Origin of the sequence: Gordonia sp. HS-NH1 (assembly GCF_001418765.1) — a bacterium.
GTDB lineage: Bacteria > Actinomycetota > Actinomycetes > Mycobacteriales > Mycobacteriaceae > Gordonia.
Genome location: NZ_LIYC01000063.1, coordinates 1 through 15,918, shown reverse-complemented (window position 1 = coordinate 15,918; position 15,918 = coordinate 1). Strand labels below are relative to the sequence as shown.

Here is a 15,918-nt window from a genome sequence, read left to right as displayed (position 1 = left end):
CACTACTTGGGACTTGACCAGTGTTGCGCTCGAGTTTGTGTTGCGCTCGCTGTTTCGCGGTCGCGCGGGCGACCGGTGGTGCGTCGTTCCGTGCGTCAGCAATGTGCTGCCAACTGTCACTGTGCGGCAGTCGATACCGTTGCCAGGGGAATGTTTCGCGGCGGTCAACCTCGCGAGCCAAGAACCCAGCAAGAGAGAGAAACCACTGTCCGATTACGCTCGCGTCTGGCGGCGGTACGAAAACCGTGCCATCAGATGGGATCAGCATTCCGCGACCTAAGACAACTACTCGGTCGACGTGGGCGGTCGGAAGCGTCAGCTCGTCGCAGGAGTCCCGGACTCTCAGCATCTCCTTCATCGCCCAGTCGTCCTCTGAAAGATCTGAGCGAAACGCCAGCACCGTCGAGAAGATTCTTGGTAGTCCGTCATCGGCGTGCTGGCCTCCTCGACGAGCGCTCGTCCACGGAGCGTCCCAAGGCCGGAGCTCGCGGAGCTTTATTGCCGACCCAATCGCGCGGTTGGTCTCTACTTTGGTCAGAGTTGACTTGACCTCTACTACAGCAAGAAGAGCCTCGGCAGGAAGGGTCACGACCTGATCAGCAATAGACAAGGGGCGCGTGTTGGAGTCGTCATAGATGATCACGTCAGTCTGGCCAGAGCAGTTGCCTGCTGCGTCTATCACTTCACCCGCGGCGACGGCAAACCGCGATGGAAGCTGATCCCGCAGGAAGTCCCGGACCGCAGATTCACGCGCTCCACCTCGATCTCCCATGTGCTGGTAGGCCTCTTCGGACTTCTTAAACGCTGTCTGGAGCGATTGGTCGGCCAAGCTGAACAGCCGCTCCGCGCGTGCGTGACCGGTCCTGGGTTGTCCTGTCGCCACACTCACACCTTCTGTAATCAAGCCAGCAATCCCCAGCCGCGCACAACCAGCTAGATTCTCGACTTCGACGGAGTTATCGAAGCGCGGGTAGAAGCAGGAGCCACATCGCTCACGGCGGTAGACAGTGATCTACATCATTCGCGTCGACCGAAGCAAGTCGCTCCGAGTCTGCGTCGAGAGACATGTGAAGTCGTGATCCTTGTCCAAACATCTAATCCAACGACTGCGCCTGTCGAGGCTTGAGTTACCCATCGTGCGTCCAGCCGCACATCGGCACTCTCGTTACCCTGGGCGGCATGGTGATGGCTGATCGTCCGGAGGTCCAGACCGCGTCGGCGCCGGTGACCGCGCTGACGGTCGTCGGCCTCGCGCAGAGCATGATCAACGGCCTCGCGCGGGTGCCGTTCCGCAAGCCCTGGTCGGGTCCGTCCGGATTGCTCGACAACGTCGGCCAGTCCGTCACCCGCCAGACCATCCGCGCGTTCATGGGCTACTCGATGGGACTGCCGATCGAGGAGTTCCGGTCGATGGAGAAGATCCTCGACGACCTGTGCCGCATCGTGATGCCGCCCTTCGTCGAGCTGACCGACGGCGTCGAACTCACCGACGACATCGTCGGCGGGGTCCCCGGGCTGTGGTGTCGCGCCAAGGCCAGCTCCGACGCCTACGTCGACGACGAGAAGGACAAGGAAGAGATCGGCGCGACGATCCTCTACCTGCACGGCGGCGGATACATCGGCACCTCGCCGATGATGTACTCCGCCTTCGCGGCGTCGCTGGTGCGCATCGCCGGACACGAGGTGTTCATCGCCGACTACCGGATGGCCCCCGAATTCCCTTTTCCCGCAGGTGTTCACGACGCCGCCGACGTGTACCGGGGGTTGCTGGGCCGCGGCGTCGACCCGGACCACATCATCGTCGCCGGTGACTCCGGCGGAGGTGGGCTCGCGGCGTCGCTGGTCGCTTACCTTCACGACCACGACCTGCCTCGTCCAGGCGCACTCGCATTGTTCTCCCCCGAGATCGATCTCGACCTCGACCACCCGTCGATCACCGAGAACGCCCAATACGACATCCTGCCCTGGAGCATCCCGGTCACTCCCTACCTGCACGGTGTCCAGCCGAACGACGCGCGGGTCTCACCCGTCAACGCCGAACCCGACCCGTCGTGGTTCCCGCCCACCTTCGTCTGCTGGGGTGGCAGCGAGATGTTCCGCGACGGGATACGCGACTTCGCGGCACGGCTCGAGGCATCGGAGGTGCCGACACACGCCATCGAAGAACCCGGCATGTTCCACGTCTTCCCCATCCTCATGCCATGGGCCGAGGCGTCGAAGCGCGTGTTCCGGGCGTTGTCGGAACTGGCGGACGGGCACGTCGAAGGTGATCCGGACGCTGCGCAGACGCACTGAGTTTGCCGCGCGGATCGTCGAGGCGTCGTCGTCGCCGGGTGTCGTGGGGAGCGAACGTAGCCCGGCCGAGATCCCTGGTCGCCGCCTCCCGGGCGGGCGGATCGTGACAGCGGTTTATGTTGGACGAACCAAGAGCCTCAACGGACCTCCGCCGTGGATACGGCCGATGTGGTGACCGACGCTGAGAAGAGGGGACAGACATGCCGTATCTCGGGCTGATCTACCTGCTGATCCTGGTGGTCGCGCTGATCGACATCATCAAGACCGACGACGCCGCCGTGCGCGGGCTGCCCAAGTTCGCCTGGGTGGTCCTGGTGGTGATGATCCCACTGGCCGGCGCGCTGGTATGGCTGGCGGTCGGACGCCCCACCGCTGACGAACGACCGCGCCGGCAGTCGGCCGCGGCCGGTGAGTTCCCGGAATACGATCACCCCAGTCGCTACATTCCGCGGGACCCGGAGGCGGACCAGGAGTTCCTCCGGCAGGTGCGAGAACGCGCCGAACAGCAACGTCGGACCGCGCGCGAGCAGCAACGAGCCGCCGACAGGACCGACCGCACCGACGACCAAGGTCTGCCACCGACCACGACGTAGCAAGCAGAGGCACGGAGGCAGAGTTGAGGTACGGCACCGCGTCGGGGGCCATGACGGTCCGCCTGAGGAAGCGGTGGGCACAGTCACCCGAGCACGAAGGCGAGCAGGAAGCCACCGGCGGTCGCGAGGCCGACCCACCATCCGCCCTCGCGGTATGCCTCCGGCATCAGCGAGTTTGCAAGCACTCCAAGCGTCGCGCCGCCGGCGAACGCCTGCACCACGCTGATCGCGGTCGGTGAGATGGCGTCGGCCACCGCGTACCCGCCCACCGTGACCGCAACCAGGACGACGGCGGTGAACAACCACATCGCCAGCGCCGAGCGGATCGAGGCGTCGTGCTCGCGACGCATCAACGACGCTCCGCTCACCGCTTCAGGGACGTTGCCGACCGCGATCGCCACCACCAGTACGAGCGAACCGCCCGCGGTGAGCGAGACACCGAGCGCGGTGTTCTCCGGGACGCCGTCGAGGAACACGCCGATCATCAGCGCGGGTCCGATGGCCGACGACCCGAGCTTGGTTTCGACGAGCCGGTCGGCGACGACGTAGACCGCGGTGCCGGAGAACAGCGCCATCGCCGCGACCCCGGTGCCGGCCTGGGTGAAAGCCGGTTCGAACAGTTCGGTCGAGACCGCCGCGATCATCGTCCCGGCGCCGAACGCCATCAGGGTCGCGAGGATCGGATTCGGCAGATTCCAGCGCAGCCCGATTGCAGCGCCGACTGCGATGGGAACGGCGGTCGCGAGACCGTACAGAACCGCGGTGAGCATGAGGACAAGGTTGCCTCGTGCATCGGTCGATAGCGAGTGGGGTGCGGAGTTTCCGGCGCGGCTTGCGTGGACCCTTCGTGGCTCGTCGCTTGCGCTCCTCGCACCTCAGGGAGCAATGGGGGGTCGGTTCTTTTGGATTGGCGAGTGGGGCACGCGGGAGTGGTGATTGTGGGTTGCGGCGCCCTTCGTGGCTCGTCGCTAGCGCTCCTCGCACCTCAGGGAGCAAATGGTGGTCCCTCGCACCTCAGGGAGCAATGGGGGGTCGCTTCTTTTCGATTGGAGAGCGCGGGTGGTCGCTTCGCTCCCCCAACATCAGCGAGCAAGAGGCGATGAAGGATCTGTAATCCAACAGGTCACAGAATTGCGGATACCTCGATGGACCGTGCTGGGGCGCGAGGGATACACTGTGTATGTCCGACGAACCGGTCAGACCCCCGACCCGACCGGTTCGTCGGACATTTTTGTCTGCTCAGCCGGGCATGCGTGTCGGTCGACCGACCAGGGTCGTGTTACACGATTCGGCGGTTTCTTTATTCCGCCGGAAACCATTCGGTAATCGGTGGCGAGTGAACTGAGTGTCGTAGCGAGCAATCGCTACTCGATAAGACCGGATCTTCGGTCGAACCACTCCGGGCAATGATGCCCGATCCCACCTTCGCACGTCGAGCCGCCTTGCGGCCGAACACTTGCAGACACCGTCTCGCCATCCCAGGAGTTCTTGTGCCCTCTTTCGACGAAACCATCACCGAGAACATCGCCGCGTCGCTGGCGGAGATCCCGCACCCCTCACTTCCCAAGGGCTCGAACATCTATGGCGGTACCAAGATCTTCCCGGACTACCAGGCCGAGAACGGTGAGTCCTACTTCACCCTCGTGCACGGCATCGCACACGAGTCGTCGGTGTCCTTCGTGGCCGTTCTTCAGGCCACACGCGCACTTCGCAAGGGCTTCGAGTCGGCCATGTACTTCTACGGTCCGGGGGCCATCAATTGCCTTGCCACACGCGGATTCCCGACGACCGGCGACTCAGGGTTCCCCGGCGAGCAGAACATCAACAACTCGCTGGAGACCTTCATCTCCGAGGGCGGCACCGTGTTCTGCTGTCGCTTCGGCCTCGCACTGCACGGCGGACGCGAGGAGGACCTGATCGAAGGTGTCATCCCGGCACACCCGCTCGACGTGCAGGACGCGCTGATCCACTACGCCCGCAAGGGCGCAATCATCAACTCCACCTACATGGTCTGAGGATCCGAAACACATGACCACCATCGGAACCGTCGCGGCGAACTTCACCCGCGACCTCGAGCAGAACTACGCGACGATCGAACAGTACGTCGGCGAAGCACGAACGCGGGGAGTCGACCTCCTGGTGTTCCCGGAAGCGGCGATCGGCGGATACCTGTCGTCGCTGGGCAACCACGGCGACACCCGGAAGAACAGCGCCCAGTCGTTGCCGCCGGCGATCTCCCTCGACGGACCCGAGATCGCTCGGGTGCAGTCCATCGTCGGCGATCTGGTGGTGGCGATCGGATTCTGCGAACTCGGCGAGGACGGCGAGACCCGCTACAACGCGGCCGCCGTCCTCGACGGGAACCACATCTTCGGCAGCTACCGCAAGGTGCACCAGCCGCTCGGCGAGAACATGTCGTACTCGTCGGGCGACGGATACGGCGTCTTCGACACTCCGGTCGGACGTATCGGTCTCCAAATCTGTTACGACAAGGCCTTTCCCGAGGCTGCCCGGATCATGGCACTCAAGGGTGCCGAGATCATCGCCAGCCTGTCCGCATGGCCGGCCGCACGGACCGCGACCGCCGAGAACCTCCAAGACGATCGGTGGACCTACCGGTTCAACCTCTTCGACACCGCGCGGGCCCTGGAGAACCAGGTGTTCTGGGTGGCTTCTAATCAAAGCGGGACATTCGGGTCGCTGCGCTACGTCGGCAACGCCAAGATCGTCGACCCGGGCGGAAACATCCTCGACACAACGCTTCTCGGGAGCGGACTGGCCGTCGCCGAGGTGGACATCGCGGAGAGCTTCACCGCCATGCGTGCCGGGATGTTCCACCTGCGGGACCGTCGGCCCGAGGTGTACGGCATGCTCGTCGAAGCCGACAGCGATTCCGACGCCGGCGCCGATTTCGCCTGGCGGGACCTCGCTCATGCCTGAGATGACCGTCCAGGTGCGCTGGCCCGACGGGCTGTTCCGCCAGTACTACTCCCCCAGCCTCGTGCTGCACGACCATCTCGCGCCAGGTACCTACCGCGTCGACGACTTCCGGTCGCGTGCCACCACCGCACTCGACGAGGCCAGCGCACGGGTCCGCGCCAAGTACGGCTTCGCCTGCACGTCCGCGGCGGCGTCGGCCGAGGAGATCTCCATCGACGCCGCTCGGCACCCCGATTCCGCAGAGGTCGAGGTGGTCTCGATGTACCCGCCGTTGCCGGGTGCGGAAGTGGTTTCGACACGGGGCGTCGCTTCGCTCCGGCCCGGCTCAACCAGCGGAGGGGACGCGGGCGTCGCTTCGCTCCGGCCCGGCTCAACCAGCGGAGGGGACGCGGGCGTCGCTTCGCTCCGGCCCGGCTCAACCAGCGGTGGAACCAGCAGTGAGGAGCTCTCATGAACGCACACGTGCCGGTTGTGGTCATCGGCGGCGGACAGGCCGGGCTCTCGGTCAGCTGGTACCTCGGACAGGCCGGCGTCGAGCATCTGGTCGTCGAAGCCGATACCGCAGTGCATGCGTGGGCCGACAAGCGCTGGGACAACTTCACCCTCGTGACGCCGAACTGGCATTGCAAACTCCCGGGTTACGCCTACGAAGGTCCGGATCCGGACGGGTTCATGACCCGCGACGAGGTCGTGGAGTGGCTGCACGGGTGGTTGCAGACGTTCGAACCGCCGCTCGTCGAACACACGAAAGTCACTCGGCTACAGCGGTTGTCCGGTGATCGGTTCGAGCTGACACTCGACGGCCCCGACGGGATCCATTCGATCACCTGCGACCACGCCGTGATCGCGACGGGTGGATACCCACTGCCGGTGGTGCCGCCGTTCGCGCCGTCGCTGGATCCGGCAGTGCACCAAGTGCACTCTGAGGAGTACTTCAATCCCGAACAACTCCCCGACGGTGCTGTGCTGGTCGTCGGGTCGGGCCAATCGGGCACGCAGATCGCTGAAGACCTGCACCTCGCCGGCCGGCAGGTACACCTCGCGATCGGGAATGCGCCGCGGGTCGCACGCTTCTACCGCGGCCGCGACTGCATGACATGGCTGTCGGACATGGGCCTCTACGACACCCCGACCCAGGAGTACCCGGGCGGACGTGCCGCACAGGAGAAGACCAACCACTACGTCACCGGACGCGATGGTGGTCGCGACATCGACCTACGACGATTCGCCGTCGAGGGCATGAAGCTCTACGGCGTCCTCACCGACGGCAAGGACTCGACGCTGCGGTTCGCGCCGACCCTGACCGCTGCTCTCGACCGCGCCGACGCCGTGTACAACTCGATCTGCGGCGACATCGACCGTCACATCGACAAGCACGGCATCGACGCGCCCAAGGGTTCTCGATACGAACCGGTGTGGGTTCCGGACGTGGATCCGGTCGAACTCGACCTCGCCGCCGAGGGCGTCACGTCCATCATCTGGGCGATCGGCTACCGGCCGGACTACCGGTGGATCGAGGCCAGCGCCTTCGACGGCGGCGGTCGGCCCATGCAGACCCGCGGGATCACGGAGGTTCCCGGACTCAGCTTCGTCGGGTTGCCGTGGATGCACACCTGGGGGTCCGGACGGTTCCTCGGTATCGATCGCGACGCGCGGCATGTGGCGGAGCACGTTGTCGAGGTGGTACGGAGTGGGCAGCCGTATCTGGCTGCTGCGCAGTGATTTTGGTTCAGATTGTCGCGGGGGTTCACGGGACCCTTCGTGGCTCGTCGCTAGCGCTCCTCGCACCTCAGGGAGCAGAGGGGCGTCGCGCTCACCGGCGAGCGGACAGTTCATTCTTCTAAGGAGTACCCATGACGGTATCCACACGAGTCGACCTGGCGTTGCTCGGTATTCGCGGTGACCCGCCGTTGCAGCGCAGTGGCGGTGCGGGGCCCAGCGACGACGGTCACCTGATGGTCGACGGCTTGCACGCCGCGATTCCGCGGAACCCGCAGAGTCCGTTCGTCTTCGACGGTGACCGAGTGTTGTACGACGGGGTCGACATCGGTGTCGAGGTCAGCGCCATCGGACGTCCGCGGTTCTACGACCTGCAGACCGCCGAGGGCGTCAGCTACGAGAAGATCGCCCGCCTGCACGGCCGCAACGTGCTGGCCACGACTGTTCTGCAGACCTGCATCCGCTACGCCGAAGATCAGCGCTGCCGGTTCTGCTCGATCGAGGAGTCGCTGAAGTCGGGCTCGACGATCGCGGTGAAGAAACCCGAGCAGCTCGCCGAAGTCGCCCGTGCGGCGGTCGATCTCGACGGCGTCACCCAGATGGTCATGACCACCGGCACCAGCGGCGGGCGCGATCGCGGAGCCCGCCACCTCGCCCGGTGCGTCCGAGCCATCAAGGAGGCGGTGCCGGAACTGCCGATCCAGGTCCAATGCGAGCCGCCTGCGGACCTCGCCGTCCTGACCGAACTCCGCGAGGCCGGCGCCGACGCCATCGGGATTCACGTCGAATCGCTCGACGACGACGTGCGGCGCCGCTGGATGCCCGGCAAGTCGACGGTACCGATGGCGGAGTACCGCGCGGCCTGGGCCGAGGCGGTCCGGGTGTTCGGCCGCAACCAGGTGTCGACCTACCTGCTGGTCGGTCTCGGCGAGGACACCGACGAGATGATCGCCGGCGCCAAGGAACTGGCCGACTTGGGGGTGTACCCGTTCATCGTGCCGTTCCGTCGTCACGCGGGGACCCTGGCCGTCGACGTCGACGATGCTCCCGCACCCGATCCCGCGATCGTCGAGAAGATCAGCCGTGAGGTCGCGGGCCATCTGAGCTTCATTGGCATGTCCGGGTCGGAGCAGCGGGCGGGTTGCGCGGCGTGTGGTGCGTGCAGCGTGCTGCCGACGGTCGGAGGCTGAGATGCTGTCCATCCCCCGCGGTTCGTCCGCGACTCCGCTGCCGGGCGAACTGTCGATCCTGTCCGGGCTGCCGCGAACGACTCCCCGGTCCGAGTTCCTCATCACCGTTGCGGACAGCCCCCGGGAGCTGGCGGCGTATCGGGCGCTGCGACACCGCGAATTCGTCGAGCGCCAGGCACTTTTCGAGCACACCGATCTCGACGACACCGACGAGGACCCACGGACCGCCGTCCTCGTCGCGACCCTGCCCGACGGGACGATCGCGGGCGGGGTGCGGGTTGCCCCCACACCGTGGGCGGGCTCGGCACACGCCGACATCGGCTGGTGGTTCGGGAGTCGTCTCGTCGTCGCCGAGGCGGGGCACACCGCCGGACTGGGCGCAGCACTCGTCCGGGCGGCGTGCGCGCACGTCGAGCAGCTCGGTGCACTGCGGTTCGACGCCACCGTCCAGGATCGGTACGCACCGATGTTCGTCCGCCTCGGCTGGCGGGATCACGGTCCCGGGCCGCAGATCGAGGGTCGGTCACATCGGGAGATGCGCTACCCGGTCGACCGAGTTCAACGCACGGTCGACGGGACGAAAGCAGTTCTCGCCGAGGCGCTCGCGCCGTTCGCGGAGATGCCCGGCGGACTGGGATCCGCCGGATTCCGCGGCGACGACGGCGTTCCGCTGCCCGGCACCGACGTGATCGCTGCTTGTGACGCCATCGTTCCGTCGATGATCGAACGCGATCCCGAATGGGCCGGCTGGTGTTCGGTGCTCGTCAACATCAACGACCTCAGCGCCATGGGTGCTCGACCACTCGGTCTGCTCGACGCCGTCGGGGCGCCCACGACGTCACACCTGACCCGCATCATCCGGGGCATCAGCTCGGCCGCGGCGGCGTGGCGAACACCCGTTCTCGGCGGACACACCCAGGTCGGCGTGCCGTCGGCGCTGTCGGTGACCGCACTGGGCACGACGGACCGTCCGCTGCGAGCCGGAGGCGGCGCCGTCGGCGACACCGTGACCCTCCATGCCGACCTCGGCGGCTCCTGGCGACCGGGTTATCACGACCGCCAATGGGACTCGACGAGCTCCCGCAGCAGCGACGAACTGTGCGCCATGGCGTCGCACCTGGCGAACGTCCGACCCGCGTCGGCCAAGGACGTCAGCATGGCCGGCATCGTCGGAACACTGGGCATGCTCGCCGAAGCGTCGGGAACCGGGGCCGAACTGGATGTGACGGCGGTGCCGCGACCCGACGATGCCTCGATGGGCGCGTGGCTCACCTGCTTCCCCGGTTACGCCATGCTCAGCACCAACCGTGCCGGCGCCCGATCCGCGGTCCCCGCGCCTGACCCGGTGACGACTGCCGACTGCGGCCGGCTGACCTCCGAACCCGGCGTGCGGCTGCGGTGGCCCGACGGTGAGACGACCGTCGCCGTCGCGTCGACCGTCACCGGGCTGGGCAGCGCATGAGTCCACACCCGGTATCGGACCCCAGCGGTACAGTTCGCCCATGAGGACGGTCACCCTCGGCGCCCTCGCCGCGCACTTCGGACGCGACGTGGAACGCGGTGTCGCCAAAGCGGTCGGCATCATCGAATCCGCCGCACGCGACGGCGTCGACCTCCTCGTCTTCCCCGACGCCTCGCTCGGCGGTTACCTCGGCGACCTGCGCCATCCCGACCCGGCCGAGCTGCCGCCCCCTCTCCACCCCGACGCTCCCGAACTCGCCGCGATCGCCGCCGCCGCCGGCGACATGACGGTGTGTATCGGTTACACCGAAGCCGTCGACGACCAGCGGTTCAACACCGCCGTCTGCGTCAACGGAGACGGAATTCTCGGTACGCACCGCAAAGTCCATCAGCCCGCGGGCGAGGAACTCGCATACGCGGCCGGTGACCGGTTCGGCGCCTTCGACACCCCGGTCGGCCGCCTCGGCATGCTGATCGACTACGACAAGACGTTCCCGGAGTCGGCGCGCACGCTGGCCCTCGACGGGGCGCGGATCATCGCGGCGCTGTCCGCGTGGCCCGCCAGCGTCACCGACCGTGCCGCTCGGCTGCCCGCCGACCGACAGTCACGCCTGTTCGACCTCTACGACTGCGCCCGAGCTGCGGAGAACCAGGTCTTCGTCGTGTCGTCGAACCAGACGGGGGTGATGGGTTCGCTGCGCTTCCTCGGACAGGCGAAGGTCGTCGGACCAGGCGGCGACGTCTTGGCCACCACCCGATCGAAGGGTGGATTGGCCACGGCAACAGTCGATGTCGATGCCGAGGTCGACCGCGCCCGACGGGTCCTGAGTCATCTCGGCGAACTCCGGCCGGACACCTACCGGTCGACGACGTCGGCGGACCAGCGATGACCGGGGCGTCGAATCCGTCACTGCGCGTCGCACTGCTCACCTACTCGACGAAACCCCGTGGCGGCGTGGTCCACACGCTGAACCTGGCCGAGGCGATGGCCCGGCTCGGCGTCGATGTCACGGTGTGGTCATTGGCCCGCGGCGGCGACGAGGGCTTCTTTCGTGCCGTCGATCCGGCTGTCCGGGTGCGGCTCGTCACCTTCCCTGATCGCGAGAACGAGACGATCACCGAACGCATCGTCCGGTCCATCGACACCCTGCGGGCTGCGTTCGATCCCGGTGCCTACGACATCGTGCACGCGCAGGACTGCATCAGCGCCAACGCCGTTGGGACGTGTATCCGTACCATTCATCATCTCGACCAGTTCACGACGCCCATCCTCGTCGACTGCCACGAGAAGGCCGTGGTCGATCCGTATGCGCGGATCTGTGTGTCGCGCGCGGTCGCCGACGAGGTCGAATCGGGCTGGGGCCTCACCCCGACTGTGATCCCGAACGGCGTTGCGTATGAACGCTTTGCCGGCGCTGCGTCGGATGATACCGATGCCTCCGAAGCGCGCCGACGCTGGTCGGATCGGCTCGGCGACTACGTGTTGGCCGTCGGCGGGATCGAACCGCGCAAGGGCAGCATCGACCTGCTCGACGCGTATGCCGTTCTGCGCACAGCACATCCGGAACTGACGCTCGTCTTCGCCGGTGGCGAGACCCTGTTCGACTACCGGGACTACCGTGCCGACTTCGACCGTCGGCGCGCGGAACTCGACGTCGAACCGCTCGTGCTCGGCAACGTGCCCGACGACGACCTCCCGTCGCTCGTCGCCGCCTGCCGAGTGTTCGCGTTCCCGTCGGTCAAAGAAGGTTTCGGCTTGGCCGCGATGGAGGCGCTCGCCGCGGGACGGCCCGTCGTCGCGCGAGATCTCCCCATCCTGCGCGAGGTGTTCGGCGAGACCGTCGCCTATGCCTCGACCGTCAGAAAGCTGGCGTCCGCTCTCGAGGCGTCACTCGCGCCCGACCCCGACCGCGTGGTCTCGGGACGTGCCCTGGCCGCCTCGCTGACGTGGGACGACGCGGCGCGCCAGCACCTCGAGTTCTACGCGCGGCACCCGCATCCGGCGGGGCGGATCGACACGCGGGAATGAGCGACTCGCGCAGGAACGAACGCGCCGGGATGCTGGCGGTGGCGCTCACGGCCATCCTGTGGGGTACGTCGGGTACCGCGGCGGCGATGGCCCCGGCGCTGAGTGCCGTCACCATCGGTGCCGTGGCCATGTGCGGTGGCGGCCTGTTGCAGGCGTCTGTCAACGCGCGGGCGATTCGACGCTCATGGTCACAGGTGACCGCGCAGTGGCGGGTCGCGCTCCTCGGCGGGATCTGCGTGATGATCTACCCGCTGTGCTTCTTCGGATCCATGCGCGTCGGCGGCGTCGCGCTCGGCACCGTCGTGTCCCTGGCGTCGGCACCGCTCGTGTCGGCGGTCATCGAACGGGTCGCCGAGGGTCGGAAGCTGACCCCGCGATGGACGGTCGCCTGCCTGCTCGGCATCGTCGGCAGCGCGGCGCTGGCTTTGTCGCGGAGCGAGTCGTCACACGGGGACGCGCTGTCGGGCAATCAGTCGGCCGCGCTGGGCGTCGGGCTCGGGTTGCTCGCCGGGATCACCTATGCCGGGTTGTCGTGGTCGATGCGTCGACTGATGAACAGCTCCGTGCCGCGCGGCGCCGCGGCCGGGACCGTCATGGGTCTGGGCGGGGTCTTGCTGCTGCCGATCGTCGCGCTCGGCGTGCCTGCGATGGTCGCGCACCCCGAGACGCTCGGTGTCCTCGCCTACCTCGTCCTGGTCCCGCAGTTCCTCGGGTACGTGTTGTTCAGCCGCGGGCTCGGCCGGATCGACAGCTCGACCGCCACCACCATCACCCTGATCGAGCCCGCCGTGGCGACAGTGCTGGCCGTCGTGGTGCTCGCCGAACCGATCACCGCGATCGGATGGGTGGGCATCGCACTGCTCGTGATGGCCTTGCTCGTACTCCTGGCTCCTCGCCTTCCTACATCGACCGGCCCGGCATCCATTAGCGTCGACTCAGAATCATCGACAGGGAGGTCGACGTATGAAGCAGTTCCGAGAGGCCGTCGAGGCACGTGACGAGCAGGCGATGAGCGCGCTGCTCGCCGACGACGTGGTCTTCACCAGTCCGGTCGCGTTCAAGCCGTACCCGGGCAAGGCGATCACGTCGGCCATCCTCCGTGGCGTGCTGCGGGTCTTCGAGGACTTCCGCTACATCCGCGAGATCAACGACGCCGGCGGACACGACTCGGCACTCGTCTTCGAGGCCGTGGTGGGTGGCAAGAAGATCACCGGGTGCGACTTCATCCACGTCGACGACGACGGCAAGATCGACGACCTCATGGTCATGGTCCGCCCGCTGTCGGGTGCGCAGGCCGTCGCCGCCGCGATGGGCGCGCAGTTCGATCAGATCGCCGCCGAAGCCGCTGCCGACTCCGAAGGGGCTGTCCAGTGAAACTCGGTCTGCAACTGGGCTACTGGGGCGCGCAACCGCCGACCCATCACGCCGAGATCGTCGCCGCGGCCGAGGCGTCCGGCTTCGACAGCATCTTCACCGCCGAGGCCTGGGGATCCGACGCCTACACCCCACTGGCGTGGCTAGGGTCGTCGACCGAACGTGTCCGGCTCGGGACGTCGGTGCTGCAGTTGTCGGCCCGTACCCCGACCGCCTGCGCGATGGCCGCGCTGACCCTCGACCACCTGTCCGGCGGGCGGCACATCGTCGGACTCGGGGTGTCGGGGCCGCAGGTCGTCGAAGGCTGGTACGGGCAGAAGTTCGCCAAGCCCCTCGCCCGGACCCGCGAATACATCGACATCATGCGCCAGGTGTGGGCCCGCGAAGCCCCCGTCAGCAGCGCCGGGCCCCATTACCCGCTGCCGTTCACCGGAGAAGGCGCATCGGGACTGGGCAAGTCGCTCAAGCCGATCACCCATCCGCTGCGCAGCGACATCCCGGTGATGCTCGGTGCCGAGGGGCCGAAGAACGTCGCGCTCGCGGCCGAGATCGCCGACGGCTGGCTGCCGCTGTTCTACACGCCACGGATGGCCGACACCTACAACGAGTGGCTCGACGAGGGCTTCGCGCGCCCCGGTGCACGACGCAGCCGCGAGGACTTCGAGGTGTGTGCCACCGCCCAGATCGTCGTCACCGACGACCGTGCGGGCACCTATGCCGCGATCAAGCCGTTCCTGGCGTTGTACATGGGCGGGATGGGCAGCGAGGACACCAACTTCCACGCCGAGGTCTACCGCCGCATGGGGTACTCCGACGTCGTCGACGAGGTGACCGCACTGTTCCGGAACAACCGCAAAGACGAAGCAGCACAGATCATCCCCGACGCCGTCGTGGACGACTCGGCGATCGTCGGCGACCTCGACCACGTACGCGAACAGATCAAGGTCTGGGAAGCGTGTGGGGTGACGATGATGCTCGTGTCGCCGGGAAGCGTCGCCGAGGTCGAACAACTCGCCGACCTCATCCGGTGATGCTCTCCCCCGCCCAGGTCACCGTCATCGATGCGGTGGTCTCATTCGACGCGCCGCTCGACGTCACTTTCGACTACCTCGCGGACCCGGCGAATCGTCCGGAGTGGCAGTCGAGTCTGCGGCGCGTCGACGACCTGCGGCCGATCGGTGACCGGGCGGGTGACGTCGGGACGAGCTGGACCGACGTCACCGTCGTACCCGGGGTGTCACCGCGGATGGAAGTGACTGTGTGCCAGGGGCATCGCGTGTGGCAGGAGATCGGGCGGTGGCGGTCGGTCGACGCGGTCCTGACGTTGACCTTCGCCGAGCGTGACGGTGGGAGCCGGGAAGGGGGCACCGATGTCCGTGCCGAGGTGGTGTTGACGGTGCCGGCGGTCGGCGGGTTGGTGCTGACCGCGGCGCGGTGGCCCGCCGCGCGAGCGGTGCGGGCCGATCTCGAGCGAGCCGCACGTGTTCTCGCCGGTCGTGGCTCTCGGTGAGTGGTCGCGGCTCGGGTAGCGTTCCCAGGGTGAACATCAAGAACGCGACACTCGTCCTCGGCACCGCCCTCGTCCTGGCCGTCGCCGGTTGCAGCTCCGACTCCGATTCCGGTTCGGGCACAACGGAACCCACGGGGACCGCGGCGACCGGCGGTGCTGAGACACCGGCAGGATCGGAGAGCTGCCCGAGCGCACCCGCGAACGCCGACGCCACACCGCAGTGGACCGAGCAGGGCACCACCGGCAGCCTGCAGATGGTCGCGTCCACAGCGACCCAGGCCCCGGACATCACCGTCGAGAACCCGTTCAGCGTCGATGCCACCCAGGTCAAGGTCCTCGTCGAAGGTGACGGCGCCGTCGTGCCAGAGACCGCTTCGGTGTCGGTCTGCTATGTCGGTGTGAACGGCCGCACCGGCGAGACCTTCGACAGCGCCTACGCAAACGGCTCCCCCGCCACCTTCCCGCTCGACGGCGTGATCCCGGGCTTCAGCAAGGCCATCGCCGGGCAGAAGGTCGGGTCCAAGGTGGGCGTCGCCATGACGTCGGCCGACGGCTACGCCTCCGGAAACCCCCAGGCGGGCATCGAGGTCGGCGACACGCTCGTCTTCGAGATCAGCATCCTCTCGGCGTCGTAAGGCGGTAGTTCCCGCAGCCTGCGAGGCAGCCTTCCCCTGCTCCCTGAGGTGCGAGCGCAGCCCCCCTGCTCCCTGAGGTGCGAGCGCAGCCCCCCTGCTCCCTGAGGTGCGAGCGCAGCGAGCCACGAAGGGCCCGTACCGATTTCGCGGTGCGGGCCCTTCGTGGCTCGTC

17 protein-coding genes are annotated in these 15,918 nt (G+C 67.2%); 15 read left to right on the top strand and 2 right to left on the bottom strand.

Annotated elements, in window-relative coordinates; translation table 11 throughout:
- Nucleotides 1-883, bottom strand: an 883-nt coding sequence (locus AMD30_RS25155; protein WP_197282838.1) for a DUF6602 domain-containing protein, incomplete at its 3' end; no start/stop codon positions are given.
- A gap of 296 nt (nucleotides 884-1,179) precedes the next feature.
- Here AMD30_RS25155 and AMD30_RS23215 point away from each other — a divergent pair.
- Nucleotides 1,180-2,295: an alpha/beta hydrolase gene (locus AMD30_RS23215; protein WP_014926788.1), complete on the top strand. Its 1,116-nt coding sequence runs from the start codon at nucleotides 1,180-1,182 to the stop codon at nucleotides 2,293-2,295.
- A 200-nt stretch (nucleotides 2,296-2,495) separates the two neighbouring features.
- Nucleotides 2,496-2,888: a PLD nuclease N-terminal domain-containing protein gene (locus AMD30_RS23210; RefSeq protein WP_055477252.1), complete on the top strand. Its 393-nt coding sequence runs from the start codon at nucleotides 2,496-2,498 to the stop codon at nucleotides 2,886-2,888.
- An 83-nt stretch (nucleotides 2,889-2,971) separates the two neighbouring features.
- On the opposite strand, the gene AMD30_RS23205 is transcribed toward AMD30_RS23210, so the two are convergent.
- Nucleotides 2,972-3,658: a ZIP family metal transporter gene (locus AMD30_RS23205; RefSeq protein WP_010842624.1), complete on the bottom strand. Its 687-nt coding sequence runs from the start codon at nucleotides 3,656-3,658 to the stop codon at nucleotides 2,972-2,974.
- 720 nt (nucleotides 3,659-4,378) lie between these two features.
- On the opposite strand from AMD30_RS23205, the gene AMD30_RS23200 reads away from it, so the two are divergent.
- The 13 genes from AMD30_RS23200 to AMD30_RS23140 all read left to right on the top strand — a co-directional run bounded on the left by AMD30_RS23200 (nucleotide 4,379) and on the right by AMD30_RS23140 (nucleotide 15,746).
- Entirely contained in the window at nucleotides 4,379-4,903 is a 525-nt protein-coding gene (locus tag AMD30_RS23200; protein WP_004019804.1) for an MSMEG_0572/Sll0783 family nitrogen starvation response protein, read from the top strand.
- Nucleotides 4,904-4,916: 13 nt separating this feature from the next.
- Nucleotides 4,917-5,828 carry a carbon-nitrogen hydrolase family protein gene (locus AMD30_RS23195; RefSeq protein ID WP_055477251.1) on the top strand — a complete coding sequence of 304 codons (912 nt, stop codon included), beginning with the start codon at nucleotides 4,917-4,919 and terminating at the stop codon, nucleotides 5,826-5,828.
- Nucleotides 5,821-6,282, top strand: coding sequence for an MSMEG_0570 family nitrogen starvation response protein (locus tag AMD30_RS23190; RefSeq protein ID WP_055477250.1), 462 nt, complete (start codon nucleotides 5,821-5,823; stop codon nucleotides 6,280-6,282). Before AMD30_RS23195 ends, AMD30_RS23190 begins: the two co-directional genes overlap by 8 nt.
- Nucleotides 6,279-7,550 (top strand): MSMEG_0569 family flavin-dependent oxidoreductase, encoded by a 1,272-nt coding sequence (locus AMD30_RS23185; RefSeq protein ID WP_055477249.1) that lies wholly within the window; start codon nucleotides 6,279-6,281, stop codon nucleotides 7,548-7,550. The genes AMD30_RS23190 and AMD30_RS23185 overlap by 4 nt, the downstream gene beginning before the upstream one ends.
- Nucleotides 7,551-7,681: 131 nt before the next feature.
- A complete protein-coding gene (locus AMD30_RS23180; protein WP_055477248.1) occupies nucleotides 7,682-8,737 on the top strand; it encodes an MSMEG_0568 family radical SAM protein in 1,056 nt (351 codons plus the stop codon).
- Between the two features lies 1 nt (nucleotide 8,738).
- On the top strand, nucleotides 8,739-10,199 hold the full coding sequence (locus AMD30_RS23175; protein WP_055477247.1) for an MSMEG_0567/sll0787 family protein: 1,461 nt from the start codon (nucleotides 8,739-8,741) through the stop codon (nucleotides 10,197-10,199).
- 40 nt (nucleotides 10,200-10,239) lie between these two features.
- Nucleotides 10,240-11,088, top strand: a complete 849-nt coding sequence (locus AMD30_RS23170; protein ID WP_010842631.1) for a carbon-nitrogen hydrolase family protein — start codon at nucleotides 10,240-10,242, stop codon at nucleotides 11,086-11,088.
- Nucleotides 11,085-12,227, top strand: coding sequence for an MSMEG_0565 family glycosyltransferase (locus AMD30_RS23165; protein WP_055477246.1), 1,143 nt, complete (start codon nucleotides 11,085-11,087; stop codon nucleotides 12,225-12,227). The genes AMD30_RS23170 and AMD30_RS23165 overlap by 4 nt, the downstream gene beginning before the upstream one ends.
- Entirely contained in the window at nucleotides 12,224-13,225 is a 1,002-nt protein-coding gene (locus AMD30_RS23160) for a DMT family transporter (RefSeq protein ID WP_055477245.1), read from the top strand. Before AMD30_RS23165 ends, AMD30_RS23160 begins: the two co-directional genes overlap by 4 nt.
- Nucleotides 13,191-13,601, top strand: coding sequence for a nuclear transport factor 2 family protein (locus tag AMD30_RS23155; protein WP_010842634.1), 411 nt, complete (start codon nucleotides 13,191-13,193; stop codon nucleotides 13,599-13,601). Before AMD30_RS23160 ends, AMD30_RS23155 begins: the two co-directional genes overlap by 35 nt.
- Nucleotides 13,598-14,632, top strand: coding sequence for an LLM class F420-dependent oxidoreductase (locus tag AMD30_RS23150; RefSeq protein ID WP_055477244.1), 1,035 nt, complete (start codon nucleotides 13,598-13,600; stop codon nucleotides 14,630-14,632). The genes AMD30_RS23155 and AMD30_RS23150 overlap by 4 nt, the downstream gene beginning before the upstream one ends.
- Entirely contained in the window at nucleotides 14,632-15,111 is a 480-nt protein-coding gene (locus tag AMD30_RS23145; RefSeq protein WP_055477243.1) for an SRPBCC family protein, read from the top strand. Before AMD30_RS23150 ends, AMD30_RS23145 begins: the two co-directional genes overlap by 1 nt.
- A 29-nt stretch (nucleotides 15,112-15,140) precedes the next feature.
- Nucleotides 15,141-15,746 (top strand): FKBP-type peptidyl-prolyl cis-trans isomerase, encoded by a 606-nt coding sequence (locus AMD30_RS23140; RefSeq protein ID WP_055477242.1) that lies wholly within the window; start codon nucleotides 15,141-15,143, stop codon nucleotides 15,744-15,746.
- Nucleotides 15,747-15,918 lie beyond the last annotated feature (172 nt).

Excerpts from the sequence above, each read along its gene's own strand:
- AMD30_RS23215 (WP_014926788.1), top strand. The coding sequence starts at position 1,180 with ATGGTGATGGCTGATCGTCCGGAGGTCCAGACCGCGTCGGCGCCGGTG.
- AMD30_RS23210 (WP_055477252.1), top strand. The coding sequence starts at position 2,496 with ATGCCGTATCTCGGGCTGATCTACCTGCTGATCCTGGTGGTCGCGCTG.
- AMD30_RS23205 (WP_010842624.1), bottom strand. The coding sequence starts at position 3,658 with ATGCTCACCGCGGTTCTGTACGGTCTCGCGACCGCCGTTCCCATCGCA.
- AMD30_RS23195 (WP_055477251.1), top strand. The coding sequence starts at position 4,917 with ATGACCACCATCGGAACCGTCGCGGCGAACTTCACCCGCGACCTCGAG.
- AMD30_RS23190 (WP_055477250.1), top strand. The coding sequence starts at position 5,821 with ATGCCTGAGATGACCGTCCAGGTGCGCTGGCCCGACGGGCTGTTCCGC.
- AMD30_RS23185 (WP_055477249.1), top strand. The coding sequence starts at position 6,279 with ATGAACGCACACGTGCCGGTTGTGGTCATCGGCGGCGGACAGGCCGGG.
- AMD30_RS23180 (WP_055477248.1), top strand. The coding sequence starts at position 7,682 with ATGACGGTATCCACACGAGTCGACCTGGCGTTGCTCGGTATTCGCGGT.
- AMD30_RS23175 (WP_055477247.1), top strand. The coding sequence starts at position 8,739 with ATGCTGTCCATCCCCCGCGGTTCGTCCGCGACTCCGCTGCCGGGCGAA.
- AMD30_RS23170 (WP_010842631.1), top strand. The coding sequence starts at position 10,240 with ATGAGGACGGTCACCCTCGGCGCCCTCGCCGCGCACTTCGGACGCGAC.
- AMD30_RS23165 (WP_055477246.1), top strand. The coding sequence starts at position 11,085 with ATGACCGGGGCGTCGAATCCGTCACTGCGCGTCGCACTGCTCACCTAC.
- AMD30_RS23160 (WP_055477245.1), top strand. The coding sequence starts at position 12,224 with ATGAGCGACTCGCGCAGGAACGAACGCGCCGGGATGCTGGCGGTGGCG.
- AMD30_RS23155 (WP_010842634.1), top strand. The coding sequence starts at position 13,191 with ATGAAGCAGTTCCGAGAGGCCGTCGAGGCACGTGACGAGCAGGCGATG.
- AMD30_RS23145 (WP_055477243.1), top strand. The coding sequence starts at position 14,632 with ATGCTCTCCCCCGCCCAGGTCACCGTCATCGATGCGGTGGTCTCATTC.